Below are 15,763 nucleotides of genomic sequence, written 5' to 3'. Positions count from 1 at the left end.
AATCCCCTGTGCACCGACCATGACCGCCACGCCTTCGCGCGAACGAACCGGTCAGCGAATACGATTCAGATACGCGAACGACGCCCGAACCTCCTTGAGAGGATCGGCCGAACGATCATATTCGACATAAAAATGCTCAACCCCAGCTTCGCGGGCCCGGCCGATCAACTGCTTCAGATCGATGATCCCGCCACCAACGACAGTGAAGTCGCCATCGGGCGCCATGTCCTTGACGTGGACCAGCCGGAACCGACCGGGATAGCCGGCAAGATAGGCTAGCGGATCGGCATTCGCCTTTCGGAACCAGTAGAAATCCATCTCCATCTTCACGGTTTCCGGGTCGGTCCCACGCAACAACAGATCATAGATCACGTCGTCGCCGAGACGGGCCAGTTCCCGGTCGTGATTGTGGAAGGTGAAAACCAGCCCTTCGCGCGCGCAGGCAGCCCCGGCGGCGTTGAACGCCTTGATAAATGCGTCGACCATCTCGCGCGTGGCGAGATGCGGAGCGAGCAGGATCGGCCAGACCACATAACGCTGCCCCAGCGCCTTGGCGACGCCGATCGCTTCATCGACGAGGCGAGCGGCATTGTCGGGTTGGAACGCCGCGACGTAATTGGCCCGGTTCTGCTCGGTGCTGATCTCACGCCGGGTCCACGCCGAGAATGAGGCATAAAGCGCGTCGGACGCGATGTGCTGCGACGGCGAGACAAGACCATACCGCTCAAACGTATCGCGGACTCGTCGCGGGTCGCGTCCGAAGCTGCCAACGGTTTCGACTTCCTTATACCCTATGGCGGCGACAGTCCGAACCGTAGCTTCGAAATCGCGTTCAAGAGGGGCAATGACGGTGAACAGCTGCAACCCCCAGCGCCGGTGCGGCCGGCGCGCATACACCCCAGCAGGCGCAACCAGCCCCCCCGCCAGAAGCCCCAGCGCCGATGCGGTGATGAATTGCCGTCTATCCATGCGCCCCATCCCAATGTAATCGTTATCAGCGTCCTACGCCGCAAAGCAAATGTCAATCTCTCGGTCGACGGCCTGACTTCCATACCGATGGTCGACTTGACAGTCACCGCCCGACGCAATCATGACGTAATCGGTTACATTGATGGAGCAAGGCCGATGAGAGGAAACATCCGCAGGCCAATGGCCAGCATGATCGTCGCCGGATTGATCGCCGGCGCCATGGCCGCCCCCGCATTCGCGGCGGAACTTTCCCAGCCGTTCGTTCATCACGTCTATTTCTGGCTCAAGCAGCCCGACCAGCCCGATGATCGCGCCAAGTTGATCGAGGGCCTCAGGAGCCTGACCGGGATCAAGACGATCAAGGCCTATCACATCGGCACGCCGGCCGGGACCGACCGGCCGGTCATCGACCGGTCCTATGCGGTGTCGTGGATGCTGGCATTCGACAGCAAGGCCGATCAGGACGCGTATCAGGATGACCCGATCCATCTGAAATTTGTCGCCGATTATTCGCAGCTTTGGGAGCGCGTGATCGTCTACGATTCCGAAGCTGTCGAGTAACGCCGCTCCGCTCAGGGGGCGTCGTCGGCCAGCTCCCGAATCTCGATGCGGCGGAAGTCGATCGGGTGCCCTTCCCCCTGAAGCGAGATATAGCCGGAGGTCAGCGCCACCGAATTGGCCCCGGCGGCGAGATAGACCGGCATCGCCGTCAGGTCGGTCGGGTCCAGTTCCGGCTTGTCGAACTGCGCGACGCGAATGCCATCGACCTCTACGGTCGTGCTACGGCCTGAACGCACCTCGATCTCGACGTGAACCCAGTTTTCGCCGGAATACGGGCGCGAACTCGACTGGATACAGTGCGTAGTCACGCGCTTTCCATCGACTTCGACATTGGTGCCGGGGGTGCAGATATTGCCGGTACTGCGCCCGCTGCCCTCTTCGCCATTCAGCAACTGGATTTCGATAGAGATCGGAAAGGGTTGATCACGGCCAATCCCCTCGGGCGACTGGCCGTAGATCATCACGCCGCTGTTGCGCTTGCTCCACGGCGGCCCACCAGGCGTGTCGGTACCAACGAAGCGGTAATCGAAGCGCAGCCGGTAGCTGGAGAAAGATTGATTGTAGATGAGATGCGAGAATTCGTCGAAGAAGCTGGGATAGCCGTCATAGCGGACGTGCAGGATACCATCACTCGCCGAGAAGGTGCCGTAGGCATTGTCGCCCACCGGGTGATGATTGACCTTCGCCACCCAGCCGTCGAGGTTCTTCCCGTTGAACAGCGGACGCCATTCGGCGGCGTCCGGCTGGACATTGCCCAGCGCGACCAGGCCGGCCAGGGCAATCAATGCCCTGGCCGCCCGTTCGCGCCGCGCCGGGGTTCGCGGCGTAACGCTCATCAGAAGTTGTAGGTCAGCCGGGCGCCGAACGTCCGCGGCGGAGCCAGCTGATAGGTGTAGGCACCGAACAGGCCGCTTGCCGAAGCCGAGGTGATCACGATCTTGTTTTCAAGATTGCGGATGTAACCCTGCAGGCTCCAGCGCCGGTCGGGCGCGTTGTAGGTCAGCATCAGGTCGGTGCGTGAGAACGCCCGGTTGCGCTCGCGTTCGTAATTGGTGAACGCAAGATAGGACTGGCTCTCGTAATGGGTCTGCACCCTCGGCGTCAGCGTGCCCTCGCCGACCGGGATGTCGTACTGGAGCCCCGCGCCCAGCTGCCATTTCGGCGAGCTCGGCGGCCGGTTGCCGGCGTACTGAACATTGCTGACCAGGAAGTCGAGGAACTTGGCGTCAAGATAGCCGATCGACCCGTCGAACTGCAGGCCCGGCGCCGGCTGTGCCACCGCTTCGATCTCGACACCCTTGATCCGCGACTTACCGGCGTTGAAGATCGCGGTGAAGCCATTGTTGAACTGGCTGATCTGCTGGTCGCGATAGTCGTAGCGATAGGCCGACAGGTTGAGCTGCAACGCATTGTCGAAAAAGCGGTTCTTCGCGCCGAACTCGTAGGACGTGATGTTTTCCGGCCCATAGGGGACGTTACCGATGTTCTGCACATCGCTGAAGCCGCCGGCCTTATACCCCGTGTCACGCTTGAAATAGATCAGGTTGTACGGGGTGGCCTGCCAGTGCAGGGCGAAATGGGTCGTGGTCTTGCGACTGCGCGTATTGACGTCGGTCGGAACATTGCCGACGCCGGTATACGCGGTGCCCGTCGTGTTCGAGAAACCGCGCCGCGCCTTGTAATCCCGCGAAAATCGGATGCCCGCTTCGAACGACAGGCCTGGCACAATCTCGTAGGACGCCTGGGCGAACGCCGCCTTGGAACGGGCAACCACGCTCGGATACCGGAAGATGAAGCGCGCGACCGGCTCACCGGGCGCGATCGGGTTCGTATAGCTCGAAAAATCGGTGTTGGTGTTGTTGTCTTCGTCAAAATAGAAGAGGCCGGCCTGCCACTTGAACGGACCGTCACCATTCGACGTGACGCGCAATTCATGCTGCCAGTCGCGCACGTCCTCGCTCGGCAGGAAATAGGCGTCAGACTTCGCCACACCGTCGAGGTCGCGGACCTGCCGGTACTTCTGGTTCCGGAAACCGCCGAGATAGGTCAGCGTCGCGAAATCCATGTCGTAATTGACGGTCAGCTGGATCGACCGGTTGGCACCGTCGATGCTCTGCCGCGGCGAACCGAGAACGGAGCCCTTGCGGTCGATCACCGGGCGAACATTGTGGTTGACCGGCCCGTTGAACAGCACACCGTACATCGTCGGACCGACCCCGCCGATATTGGTTGTCTGCGCCGAAAGCAGCATCGACAGCCGCTCGGTCGGCTCGAAGTTGAGTTGGAAGCGCACCGAGACTGAATCGGCGTCATCGCCGTCGCGACCAACATAGTTGTTTTTCCGGTAGCCATCGCGCCGCTGAAAATAGACCGAGGTGCGGGTCTGCAGGTTGTCGGCCAGCGGAACATTGACCGCCGCCTCGCCGGTGAGGAGGTTGTAGGCGCCGACACCAACGGTGGCGAAGCCGCCGAAATCCCGGCCAGGCTTGGCGGTAATGAAGTTGATCGCGCCGCCGGTCGCGTTGCGACCGTAAAGCGTGCCTTGCGGGCCACGCAGCACCTCAACGCGCTCAAGATCATACAGCGTATCGTTGAAGCCGAACGGACGCTGATAATAGAAACCATCGGTGGAGATCGAGACGGCCGGATCGCCGATCTCGGTTGTGTCGCGGCTCGAAACGCCACGAATCGTGATGATCGTGTTGACGGAGTTCTGCGCGAAATTGAGGCTCGGCGTCAGCGACGACAGATCGATCAGGCTGTTCACGCCGTTACGACGGATCGCGTCGGAATCCAGCACGGAAATCGCGATCGGCGTCTTCTGCACCGTAGTCTCACGCCGCTCTGCGGTCACGACGATCTCGCCAATGCCGCCATCGTCCGACTGAGCGGCATCCTGCGCCATCGCCGCCGCCGGCACGACCACCGCGATCACAGCCGCCGCGCTTGCCAGAAAGCGCCGTTTTCCAGCGATACGTTCAAAGTTGATCATAACCCTCCCCTTCTCAAACCCTACTCTGCAAAGCCAGGCCAGCCTCATTCTCGTGATCGGAACGCTCGAAACCATCCGGAGGCGACACTAGAGCATGCCCTTGCGGCACCGCGGCCGGGCCAATCACCCCGACCATGTAGCCGCCCTCTTTCGTTATGGTATCGATTACATTCCTTGCCCGATGATGAGACACTCCAGCCTGTCGCTTGCCGTTTCAACTAACCTGCGTGCAAAATGGTAACGATTACATCGCGCATTTTACACAAAAATGGAAGCCCCATTTTCCGCCCGGCGAAAACCCCGCCCTACGCCGCCGCAATCAACGCTTATGTCGCCGGAAACGCCCTCGCGCGCGCCCTGCAAATCAGCGCCTACAACGCGTTGTTGCTTAGCCTGTCAGCCGCATAAGCGGCGGCTCTCGCCGTCAGCGCCATGTAGGTCAACGACGGGTTCTGGCAGGCTGACGACGCCATCGCCGCACCGTCGGTCACGAACAGATTGGCGACATCATGCGCCTGATTATAGCCATTGAGCACCGCCGCCGCCGGGTCATTGCCCATCCGCGCGCCGCCCATTTCGTGCACCGCCGTGCCGCCGGGGCCGGGATCTTCCGAATAGCTGACCAGCTTCGCGCCGAGCAGGGCGACCATTTCCTTTGCCTCCTGCCCGGCCCGCGCCAACAGCCGCCGCTCATTGTCGCCATAGGCAAAATCGATGCGGGACTGACGCATGCCGAACCGGTCGACCATCTTCGGGTCGAGCGAGACGCGGTTTTCGGCGCGCGGCAGGCATTCGGCGAAGGCGCCAAGCAGAAAGTTCCATTCGCCCGGCGCATGAAGCTCTTGCTTGAATGCCGCGCCGACGCCGGGCCGATTCGCGCCGCGCGCCCAACCACGGCGATAGGCGCCGCCCTGATAGGAATAGCCGCGGACCAGATCGCGAGCGCTGTTGTCGAGATTGTAGAAGCGCGGGACGATGATGCCGTTCGGCCGGTTGCCGAAATAGCCGTGATCGAGGAAACCGGGGATTTCGGCGACGACCGACATCGTCAGGGCGTGATCCATGAAATAGCGGCCAAGGGTGCCGCTGCCGTTGGCGAGGCCGTGCGGCTGGTCGGCGCTGGCCGAGCGTAGCAGCACGCTGATGCTGTTGATCGTGCCGGCGCAGAGGAACACCATGCGAGCGGTATAGGCCTGGCGGGCGCGGGACTGGGTGTTGACGACGCGGACGCCGGTTACCCGCTTGGTTGTCGGGTCATAATCAAGCGAATCGACGAGGCTGTCGGTCAGCAGCGTCAGGCGGCCGGTGGCGCGGGCGGCCGGGAGCGTCGAGCTTTGCGTGCTGAAATAGGCGCCGAACGAGCAGCCGCGAGCGCAGATATTGCGGTATTGGCAGGGCGAGCGCCCTTCCTTTTCCTCGGTCATGTTGGCGCTGCGGCCGATCACCAGCCTGCGGTCGGGATAGGCGGCCTCCAGCTTCGCTTTCAGCGCCAGTTCGACGGCATTCATCGCCATCGGTTTCTGGAACTGGCCGTCGGGCAGCTGCGACAGGCCCTCGCTGGAGCCGGACACGCCGATGAACTGTTCGACATGATCGTACCACGGGCTGACGTCGCGGTAGCGGATCGGCCAGTCACAGCCATGTCCGTCGGCGGCGTTGGCCGCGAAATCGAGATCGCTCCACCGGTAGCACTGCCGACCCCACAGCAGCGATTTGCCGCCGAGCTGATAGCCGCGGCGCCACTGGAACGGATTTTCCTCCGTCGTCTGATAGGGGTTTTCGCGGTCGTTGACGAAATGCTGGTAGGTCCATTCGTTGAACGACATGCCCTTGCTCTGCACCGCATAGTCGCGCGCGAACAGCCGGGCATCGCCGTGGCCGCGATACTGCATCTCCCACGGCGCCAGCATTTCCGTCTTGTAGTCGACCTGATGCTCGACCATCGGCCCGCGCTCGATGAGCAATACGGTCAGACCGCGCTCGGTCAGTTCCTTGGCCGCCCATCCGCCGGTGATGCCGGAACCGACGACGATCGCATCGAACTGGGTGCTCATGGCCGCGCCACATCCTTTCTGATCGACAGGCCGGACCAGTCGGTCGACTGCGCCCGATAGCCGGCACCGGTCGGAACGTCCGGGTCGTAGCGGCCGGGCACCGGCTGATAGTCCAGTTCCTCCGACGCGCCCGCCTCGCTGGTATAATAGCCGACGAGGATCAGCGTCTTGACCATGCACCAGGGCGCATCGCCGCGACTGCCCGGCGCATAGCTTTCCGCATCGAGCGCGACGACCAGCGCCGCCTGCGCCGCCGCCGGCAGCCGCAGGAAATCGCCGCCGGCGCGTGCATCCACATCCCGCCGCAGGCGGCCGAGCAGATCGGCCGGCACCCCGAACAATCCCGCCTCGGCCGCGCGCGACAGGAAGGCGAACAGCTCCTCCGTACCGGCGCCCGGCGTATCGGTGGTCGGGATGACGATTTCGCCGAGCCGCCGGAACAGCGGCGCCAGACCGGCGTCGGCCGCGAGCGGGCCGGCGCCGAGCGCCGACAGCCACACCCCGCCAAGCGCCCCGCCCGCGCCGCGGATCAGCGCCCGGCGATCGACGGCGGCACCCAGCAGGCCGCCCGTTCCGGAAGGAAGAATATCCTCTGCCATGCCCATCTCTGTTTTCCGCCCGTCGTCACGCCTCAGAAGGGCCGGGCGACTGCGGACGCAGCGCGTTGGCCGGCAACCCCAATGAAACCGATTTCATCATGATCCTTTCGGTTATCCGCTGTCAAGCATGGCGCATTTTGGCCGAATCCGACGCCCCCCTTCTAAGCGCGGGGGATATTGAGAGTCGTTGGCATCGCTCTATTGTAATTGTTTACATTGACGCTTAGACGAGGCTCAACGGCAAGGAGGGGCCATGAATCCGGTACGAATGGCGATGATTGGGGGCGGCCCCGGCTCATTCATGGGCCCGGTCCATCGCCGCGCCGCCGCCATGGACGACTGCATTCGCCTGGTCGCCGGCGCGTTCAGCCGCGATGACGGTCGCAATCGCGCGACCGCCGAGGCGGCCGGCATTTCCCCCGCCCGGATTTCCACCGACGCGATTGCCCTGCTCGACCGCGAAGCGGCGCTGCCAAAGGACGAGCGCGCGGAACTGATCAGCATCATCGCGCCGAACAATATCCATGCCGCGGTCGCGACGGCGGCGCTGGAGCGCGGTTTCGCGGTATTCTGCGAAAAACCGCTGGCGCGCGACGCCGCCGATGCCCACGCGGTGGCCGCGCTTGCCGCCGCCCGCCCCGACCGGTTCGCGATGGCCTATACCTATCAGGGTTACCCGATGGTCCAGGAGGCGCGGGCGCTGATCGCGGCCGGCGCGATCGGCACGCTGCAGCGGGTTTCGGTAAGCTACACTCAGGGCTGGCTAACCCAGCCGGTCGAGACGCAGGGCAATGCACAGGCGGTGTGGCGCACCGACCCGGCGCAATCGGGCAGCAGCGGCTGTTTCGGCGACATCGGCGTCCACGCGCAGAACATGGTCGAGTTCCTGTCCGGCCTGCCGATCGAGGCGGTCATGGCCGACATCCGCGCCGCCGTGCCGGGCCGGCGGCTGGACGACGACGGCGCCGCGCTGCTGCGGCTGGCCGGGGGCGTGCGCGGCACGCTGGTCGCGAGCCAGGTCTGCGCGGGCGAACAGAACCGGTTCGATATCGCGCTGTTCGGGACACAAGGGGCGCTGCGCTGGGCGCAGGAGCAGCCGACGCAGATCGTCCTGACCGACGCCGACGGACGGGCGACGACCCTTTCGGCCAATCCGGCGATGATGACGGACCCCGCCGCGCGCGCCGCATTGCGGCTGCCCGGCGGTCACCCGGAAGGCTATATCGGGGCGCTGGCGAATCTGTACCGTAGCTTTGCGTTGACGCTTCGTGGCCGTGGCGATGCCGCGCCGCCGCTGCCCGGCATCGCCAGCGGCATGCGTAGCCTGGCCTTTGTCGAGGCCGTTATCGAAAGCAGCCGGACCCATGGCTGGGTCGCGGTAAACGACTGATCCCGTTGGAGTCCGGCATGCGCACCATCCAAGGCCCCGCCCTGTTCCTGGCCCAGTTCATGAACGACACGCCGCCGTTCGACCGGCTGGAGACGATTGCGCCGTGGGTGGCGGAATGCGGCTATCTGGGCGTGCAGATGCCGTCGGACAACCCGCGCTGCATGGATCTGGCGCTGGCGGCGGAAAGCGACGCCTATTGCGACGAGCTGAAAGGCACGCTGGCCGAACACGGCCTGGTCATCACCGAATTGTCGACCCACATCCAGGGCCAGATGGTCGCGGTACACCCGGGGGTGCGGACCCTGTTCGAGAATTTCCTGCCCGCGCCGCTGCGCACCGCATCGGACAGCGAACGGCAGGTCTGGGCGACCGACCAGTTGCTGCTCGCCGCCCGCGCCAGCCAGCGGCTGGGCCTGACCGCGTCGGCGACCTTTTCCGGCGCGTTGCTGTGGCCGATGGTCTACCCCTGGCCGCAGCGGCCCGCCGGGCTGGTCGAGGAAGGCTTTGCCGAGCTGGCGCGCCGCTGGACGCCGATCCTGAACGCCTATGAGGATGCCGGCGTCGACCTGTGCTACGAAATCCATCCCGGCGAGGATCTGCACGACGGCGCCAGCTTCGAGCGGTTCCTGGACGCGGTCGGCGCCCATCCGCGCGCGTCGATCCTCTACGACCCGAGCCATCTGCTGCTTCAGCAACTGGACTATCTGGCGTTCCTCGACATCTACCGCGACCGCATCAAGATGATGCATGTGAAGGATGCCGAGTTCCGCCCGAACGGGCGCAGCGGCGTGTATGGCGGTTATCAGGGCTGGGCCGAACGGCCGGGCCGTTTCCGGTCGCTCGGCGACGGCCAGATCGATTTCGGCGCGATATTTTCCAAGCTCGCCCAATACGACTTCCCCGGTTGGGCGGTGGTCGAGTGGGAATGCGCGCTGAAGGATTCGGCGGTCGGCGCCCGCGAGGGCGCCGCGTTCGTCCGGCGCCACATCATTCCCGTCACCAGTCACGGCTTTGACGATTTCGTCGGCGGCGGCGAGCGCGACGACGCGCGCAACCGGCGCATCCTGGGCTTCTGACCCACCGGCGCAGCGTGTAGAAGCGGCGTCGCGAACCATTCGTCCCGCCCCCCGTCACGGAGACCGCCGATGCGCCGCCTCACCATCCTTGCCCTCGCCGCCGCCCCTGGACTGGTGATCGCCGCCCCGCTGCTGGCGGACGATGCCGCCTATCGCGGCTGGCCGGTCTATGGCGGACCGGACCACATCCAGTATTCGGCGCTGCGCCAGATCGACACCGGCAATGTCGCGCAACTGTCCGTCGCGTGGACGTTCGACACCGGCGACGCTTTCGGCGAGGGCGGCAACGCGTCGGAAATGCAGTGCAACCCGATCATCGTCGACGGGGTGATGTATGTCGTGTCGCCCAAGCTGCGGGTGTTCGCCCTCGACGCCGCGACCGGGCGGCAGATCTGGGTGTTCGACCCCAATGGCGACCAGCCGGTGCTGACCAAGCAGCGGTTGCGCGGTGTCAGCTACTGGTCGGACGGGACGGAAGCGCGGATATTCATGACGGCGCGATCCTTCCTGATCGCGATCGACGCGCGTACCGGCAAGGCGATCCCCAGTTTCGGCACCAACGGCCGGGTCGACCTTCGCGACGGGTTGGGCCGCGACCCGCGGGACGTGTCGGTCGGCGCCAATACGCCCGGTGTCGTCTACAAAGACCTGCTGATCATGGGCACGACCGGATGGGCGCCGGGCCACATCCGCGCCTATGACGTGCGCACCGGTGCGATCCGGTGGACGTTCCACACCATCCCCCAGCCCGGCGAAACCGGCTATGACAGCTGGCCCAAGGACGCATGGAAAACGATGAACGGCGCCAATGCCTGGGCCGGCCTGGCGGTGGACCAGGCGCGCGGCATGGTGTTCGTGCCGACCGCGTCGGCCGGACAGGGCGACAAGGATTTCTTTGGCGGCGACCGCAAGGGCGACAACCTGTTCGCCAACACGCTCTTGGCGCTGGACGCGGCAACCGGGAAGCGGCTGTGGCATTTCCAGGCGGTTCACCACGACCTGTGGGATTACGATTTCCCTGCGCCGCCCGCGCTGGTCACGGTCAAGCGTGACGGCCGGCCGGTCGACGCGGTTGCCCAGATCAGCAAGCAGGGCTTCGTCTATGTGTTCAACCGGGTGACCGGCGAGCCGCTGTTCCCGATCGTCGAGCGGCCGGTGCCGCCGTCGCCGATCCCCGGCGAATACGCATCGCCGACGCAGCCCTTCCCGCTCCTTCCCAAGCCATTCGCCCGCCAGCAGATCACCGCCGACGACGTGACCGACCGCACGCCGGAGGCCGCCAGGGCGATGGCCGAACGCCTCAGCCAGTTCGAGGCCACCGGCCTGTTCGCGCCGCCCAGCTTCGGCGGGACGCTGATCACCCCCGGCACCGACGGCGGCGCCGAATGGGGCGGCGCCGCGTTCGACCCGGAAACCGCGATGCTGTACGTCAACAGCAACGAGAAGCCGTCGATCCTGCAGCTTGGCAAGCGGTCGACCTCGGCCGTCGCATCGGGCCGGGCGATATACGAATCCGAATGCGCCGCCTGCCACGGTAGCAAGCGGGAAGGCATGCCGCCGGAATTCCCGTCGCTGATCGGCATTGGCGACCGGCTGACCAAATTCAACGTGTTCGGCATGATCGCCCGCGGCGGCGGACGCATGCCGGGCTTCGCCCACCTCGGCAACGAGGGGATCGGCGCGGTCGCCGACTATATCGTCTACGATCGCGACACGGCGTTGACCCACGCCGTCGGCCCGCGATCCGACGCGGCGGCCTATACCTTTGCCGGATATGGCAAGTTCACCGACGCCGACGGCTATCCGGGGCTGCTCCCGCCCTGGGGGACGTTGAGCGCGATCGACCTGAACAGCGGCGCCTATGCCTGGCGCCAGCCGTTCGGCGAATATCCCGAACTGGTCGCCAAGGGCATCCGCAACACCGGGTCGGACAATTACGGCGGCGGCGTGGTCACCGCCGGCGGGCTGCTGTTCATCGGCGCGACGACCGACGACCGCAAGTTCCGCGCCTATGACAAGCGGACCGGCAAGCTGCTCTGGGAAACGACGCTTCCCGCCGCCGGCAACGCCACCCCGGCGGTCTACGAAGCGAAGGGCCGGCAGTTCGTCGTGATCGCGGCCGGGGGCGGCAAGGCCGGCGGCGCGAACCTGCCCGGCGGCAGCTTCATCGCCTTCGCGCTTCCCCCGAAACGGCAGAACTGACCGCTAGCCGTTGCCGTCGAGCCGGGCGCGGGCGGCCTGGGCGGCGTAACCGCCCTTGCGCCGATCGTTCAGCGCAACCGCGCCCAGCAACAGGCAGACCAGCACGGCGAAAGGCACAAGATAGCGGAAGGAGAGCAGGCCCGACCTGTTCTCTCCGGCGTGCAGCAGCGGGCCGGCGGTGGCGGCGACCTGCGGCCCCGCCTCTCCGGCGGTGGCGCGGCGCAGGAAGTCCCGCGTTTCCTCCGCCGAGGCGCGGCCGTCGGCGATGGCCTGTGCCGCGCCTTGCAGCGGGCCAGGCTGTGCGCGCGCGTCGACCGCAACGCTGTGGATCGCGGCCGGCGACACCGCTTCCAGCAGGTGCGAGTCGGCGATGCGGCCGAGCATCGGCGTGGTGACGACACCGACGGCGAGCGAGCCGACCGCCGCCATCAAGCCAAGGCCGAGCGCGCCGGTCGCCGGCGCTCGTTCCGCGACGAAACCCATCATCGTCGGCCAAACCACCGAAATGCCAAGGGCGAAGACCAGCGCCGCGAGGATGGTCTGCGCCAGCCCTTCCGCGTAGCTGAGGCCGAGCAGGCCGAGCCCGGCGATCGCGACGCAGACGGTGAGCAGCACCGGCGGCGAGACGCGGTCAAGGATGGTATGGGCGTTGGCGCGGGCGAGCGCCATCACCCCGTTGATCAGGACGAGGACCAGGATGCCGGGCAGGCCGCCGGCTTCGAGCACCGCCGGAATCCACCGGTTCGGCCCCAGTTCGAGGCTCATCGTCACCATCATCAGCCCCAGGAACAGCCAGAGGATGGGGGTGGAGGCGACCGCCTTGAACACCGCGGCAAGCGGCGCGCCATGTTCGGCCGCCTCGGTCGGCGGGAAATGGCTGCGCCAGAGCAGCCAGGCGTAGAGCGCCACCGGCACCAGCATCGCCACCAGCTTCACCCGCCAGTCGACGGCGAGCAGGCTCAGCCCCCAGATGGCCAGGCCGCCGATGACGATACCGCCGGGAAACCACAGGTGAAGGCGGTTGAGCATCGCCGCCTTGCGGTCGCGGTACAGCGTCGCGACAAGCGGGTTGCACACCGCCTCGATCACGCCGTTGGCGATAGCGAGGACCAGCGCACCGGCGAAAAGCCCGGTAAACCCGCCGGCGGTGACGAGCAGCAGCACCCCGGCGACATGGCCGACACAGGCCAGTCGCATCAGGTTGCGCATGCCGAACACGTCGCACAGCGAGGAGAAGCCGATCTGCGAAATCGCCATGCCCCACAGGGCGGCGCCGCCGATCAGGCCGACCTGGGCATTGTCGAGCAGAAATTCGCCCTTCAGGTCGTACATGATCGCGCTGATCGCCGCGAAGCTGAACGCCAGCGCGGCAATGGCGGCGCAACTACCGGCGAACAACCGCCTTTCAGACACGATGCCCGCCATTCGACCGCTCCCTTACGCCTGTAATGGTTTACATATGAAATCGTCGATGCCGCGCCTCCCGTCAAGCCCGCATATCCGCCCGTTGACATTGGCGGGGTTTCGATGGTGACTGGCGGGCCGACGCGGCGTTGATCGGCGCATGGGATCCTTTACATGACGAAGCCGCCGGTACGGGGCGAGAGGGGGCAATGAGCACGATCAAGATGGTAGCGGCGCGCGCCGGCGTTTCGACGGCGACGGTTTCGCGCACGCTCAGCAACCCCGACATCGTCGTCCCCGAAACCCGCGCCAAGGTGCAGGCCGCGATCAAGGAACTGGGCTATGCGCCCAACTTCGCGGCCAAGAGCCTGCGCATGCTGCGCACGTCGAAGATCGTGATGATGGTCCCCGACGTGTCCAACCCGTTCTTTTCCGAAGTGCTGCGCCGGGCGGACGACATGGCGAAGCAGGCCGGTTATTCGGTGCTGCTGGGCGACACGCGCGACGATGCGAAGCGTGAGGCGCAGTTCGCCGACATGCTCCAGCGCAAGGAAGCCGACGGGGTGATCTTCCTTGGCCACCGGATGCCGACGGCGCTGGTCAACGCGGTCCGGGACAAGGGGCCGCAGGCGCCGATCGTCAACAGCTGCGATTTCTCCCCCGCGTTCGGCGTATCCAGCGTCCATATCGACAATGCCCGCGCCGCGCATGAAGCGATGGCGCTGCTGCAGTCGATGGGCCACCGTCGCATCGGGATCATCGCCGGGCCGATCGAAAGCAATATCACCCGCGACCGGCTGACCGGGGTGCGCAACGCCGCCGCCACCCCCGGACGGGAAAGCGAATTGCTGATCCGCCATGCCGATTATACCATCGAGGCGGGGCAGCGCGAAGCCGAGCGGTTGCTGACCCTGCCGGAGCGCCCGACCGCGATATTCTGCTTCAGCGACGAGATGGCGGTCGGCGCACTCGCCGCCTGCCGCGCCCACGACCTGCGCTGCCCGCGCGACCTGTCGATCGTCGGTTTCGACGACATCCGCTATGCCCGCTACCTCGACCCGCCGCTGACCACGGTGCGGCAGCCGATGGAGATGATCGGCAAGACCGCGGTCAAGCTGCTGCTGGCGATCATCGAAGGCGCCGCCACCGAGACCCGTGTCGTTACCCTCGATCACGAACTGGTGGTGCGCGGCAGCACCGGCCCGGCGCCCGATCTGCGCTGACCATGTGGCGGGCGGCCGCCCAGCCTTGTTCCCGCCCCCCTTGCCCCGACCGCCGGCATCGGCTTCACTGCCTGCGGCATGCCTGCGACGAACCGCCCATGCCGGCGGGCGCCGGGCAGCCACACCCCGGCGGCGATGCCCGCCGGGACCAGACACCGGCATAATGGGGAGGCAGACATGGAAGGCCGTCAGGCACAGCGGATAAAGACCAGCCCCGATCCGTTCGAACCCTTCTGCCTGTCGCAGGGATTCCGGATCGGCGATCTGATCATCCTGTCGGGGCAGGCGGCGATGACGGAAGAAGGCGCCGTCGTCGGCATCGGCGATTTCGACGCGCAGGCCGAGCAGGTGTTCCGCAATATCGCGCGGCTGCTGGCGGCGGCGGGCGCCAGCCTGGCCGACATCGTCAAGGTGACGATCTTCCTGACCGACATGCAGTATTTCCCGAAGGTCGTCGAACTGCGCCGCAAATGGTTCACCGCGCCCTACCCGGCGGACAGCATCGTCGAGGTGCGGGCGCTGGCGCTGCCCGAACTGATGATCGAGATCGAGGCGACCGCGATCGCCGGGGTCCGCAAGCAGAATTGAGCCGCGCGCCGGAGCGGAGGACCCGCTGCGCGCCCCTTCGCGAAGATCAGTCTTTCGGCGCGAGGCCGTCGCGCAGCACCGCGTTGGCGACGCGGGCGATATCCTCCACCGCGCGCTCATCCGACCAGATGCTGTAACGCAGGCCGAGAAAGACGTTCATGCCCATGATGGCCCAGGCATGGGCTTCGTCGATATCGGGGCGGATTTCCCCCCGTTCGGCGCCGCCGCGCAGGCGCTGGAGGATGCGGGCCGCCGCGCTTTCGTAATGGGTGCGATAGCTCTGCGGGTCGACGAACTCGGCTTCGTCGATGATCCGGTAGATTTCCTTATGCTCGCGCGCGAAGGTGAGGAAGGCGGCCAGCGCCTCGCGTTCTGTATCGACGGCATTGCGTTCGGGTGCGACGACGTCAGCGGCGCGGTTCCGGACTCGCTCACTCAGATCGTGGACGAGCGCGCTGAAAATCTCGTCCTTCGAGGTGAAATAGGTATAGAAACTGCCCAGAGCGGTGCCGGCGCGCTGGGTGATGCCGCTGATCGATGCGTCGTGAAACCCCTTTTCCCCGAATTCCGCCGCCGCCGCGTCGATCAGCCTGCGGCGCGTCTGCCGGCCGCGTTCGGTGCGGGGTTTCCGGGCGGTCGACGGTCGGGGGGCGGCATGCGGCGTGTCCATTCGGCAACAGCTAACGGCACATCGATCCCCGCGCA

At 65.8% G+C, this 15,763-nt stretch carries 13 protein-coding genes; 6 read left to right on the top strand and 7 right to left on the bottom strand.

All coding sequences use genetic code 11. From position 1 onward, the window contains the following. Nucleotides 1–51: 51 nt before the first annotated feature. Nucleotides 52–969 (bottom strand): sugar phosphate isomerase/epimerase family protein, encoded by a 918-nt coding sequence (locus ACMT1E_RS01665; RefSeq protein ID WP_414901833.1) that lies wholly within the window; start codon nt 967–969, stop codon nt 52–54. Between the two features lie 180 nt (nt 970–1,149). On the opposite strand from ACMT1E_RS01665, the gene ACMT1E_RS01660 reads away from it, so the two are divergent. Next, nucleotides 1,150–1,530: a Dabb family protein gene (locus ACMT1E_RS01660; protein WP_414901832.1), complete on the top strand. Its 381-nt coding sequence runs from the start codon at nt 1,150–1,152 to the stop codon at nt 1,528–1,530. An 11-nt stretch (nt 1,531–1,541) separates the two neighbouring features. Here ACMT1E_RS01660 and ACMT1E_RS01655 read toward each other — a convergent pair whose 3' ends face one another. The 4 genes from ACMT1E_RS01655 to ACMT1E_RS01640 all read right to left on the bottom strand — a co-directional run bounded on the left by ACMT1E_RS01655 (nt 1,542) and on the right by ACMT1E_RS01640 (nt 7,175). After that, nucleotides 1,542–2,366, bottom strand: a complete 825-nt coding sequence (locus ACMT1E_RS01655) for a DUF1080 domain-containing protein (protein WP_414901830.1) — start codon at nt 2,364–2,366, stop codon at nt 1,542–1,544. Beyond that, nucleotides 2,366–4,522: a TonB-dependent receptor gene (locus ACMT1E_RS01650; protein ID WP_414901828.1), complete on the bottom strand. Its 2,157-nt coding sequence runs from the start codon at nt 4,520–4,522 to the stop codon at nt 2,366–2,368. Before ACMT1E_RS01650 ends, ACMT1E_RS01655 begins: the two co-directional genes overlap by 1 nt. Before the next feature lie 371 nt (nt 4,523–4,893). Then, entirely contained in the window at nt 4,894–6,576 is a 1,683-nt protein-coding gene (locus ACMT1E_RS01645) for an FAD-dependent oxidoreductase (RefSeq protein ID WP_414901827.1), read from the bottom strand. Then, nucleotides 6,573–7,175, bottom strand: coding sequence for a gluconate 2-dehydrogenase subunit 3 family protein (locus ACMT1E_RS01640; RefSeq protein WP_414901825.1), 603 nt, complete (start codon nt 7,173–7,175; stop codon nt 6,573–6,575). The genes ACMT1E_RS01645 and ACMT1E_RS01640 overlap by 4 nt, the downstream gene beginning before the upstream one ends. A gap of 253 nt (nt 7,176–7,428) precedes the next feature. Between ACMT1E_RS01640 and ACMT1E_RS01635 the strand changes: the two genes are divergently transcribed. From ACMT1E_RS01635 to ACMT1E_RS01625, 3 genes are all read left to right on the top strand, one after another. Next, nucleotides 7,429–8,565, top strand: a complete 1,137-nt coding sequence (locus ACMT1E_RS01635; RefSeq protein ID WP_414901824.1) for a Gfo/Idh/MocA family protein — start codon at nt 7,429–7,431, stop codon at nt 8,563–8,565. Nucleotides 8,566–8,582: 17 nt separating this feature from the next. Further along, on the top strand, nt 8,583–9,641 hold the full coding sequence (locus ACMT1E_RS01630) for a sugar phosphate isomerase/epimerase family protein (RefSeq protein WP_414901822.1): 1,059 nt from the start codon (nt 8,583–8,585) through the stop codon (nt 9,639–9,641). Between the two features lie 69 nt (nt 9,642–9,710). Continuing rightward, entirely contained in the window at nt 9,711–11,843 is a 2,133-nt protein-coding gene (locus ACMT1E_RS01625; RefSeq protein ID WP_414901821.1) for a PQQ-binding-like beta-propeller repeat protein, read from the top strand. Between the two features lie 3 nt (nt 11,844–11,846). Here the strand turns inward: ACMT1E_RS01625 and ACMT1E_RS01620 are convergent, their stop codons facing one another. Continuing rightward, complete coding sequence (locus ACMT1E_RS01620) at nt 11,847–13,268, bottom strand: MFS transporter (protein ID WP_414901819.1); 1,422 nt, start codon at nt 13,266–13,268, stop codon at nt 11,847–11,849. Nucleotides 13,269–13,456: 188 nt separating this feature from the next. Here ACMT1E_RS01620 and ACMT1E_RS01615 point away from each other — a divergent pair, with 188 nt between their 5' ends. Beyond that, nucleotides 13,457–14,470 (top strand): LacI family DNA-binding transcriptional regulator, encoded by a 1,014-nt coding sequence (locus tag ACMT1E_RS01615; RefSeq protein ID WP_414901818.1) that lies wholly within the window; start codon nt 13,457–13,459, stop codon nt 14,468–14,470. Between the two features lie 177 nt (nt 14,471–14,647). Then, on the top strand, nt 14,648–15,058 hold the full coding sequence (locus ACMT1E_RS01610; RefSeq protein WP_414901816.1) for a RidA family protein: 411 nt from the start codon (nt 14,648–14,650) through the stop codon (nt 15,056–15,058). 46 nt (nt 15,059–15,104) lie between these two features. On the opposite strand, the gene ACMT1E_RS01605 is transcribed toward ACMT1E_RS01610, so the two are convergent. Further along, nucleotides 15,105–15,728, bottom strand: coding sequence for a TetR/AcrR family transcriptional regulator (locus ACMT1E_RS01605; RefSeq protein ID WP_414901815.1), 624 nt, complete (start codon nt 15,726–15,728; stop codon nt 15,105–15,107). Nucleotides 15,729–15,763 lie beyond the last annotated feature (35 nt).

It is taken from the genome of Sphingomonas flavalba, assembly GCF_047553045.1.
GTDB classification, from domain to species: Bacteria; Pseudomonadota; Alphaproteobacteria; order Sphingomonadales; family Sphingomonadaceae; genus Sphingomonas_L; species Sphingomonas_L flavalba_A.
The sequence above is the reverse complement of the archived record's forward strand: the minus strand, read 5'-3'. Positions and strand labels throughout refer to the sequence as shown.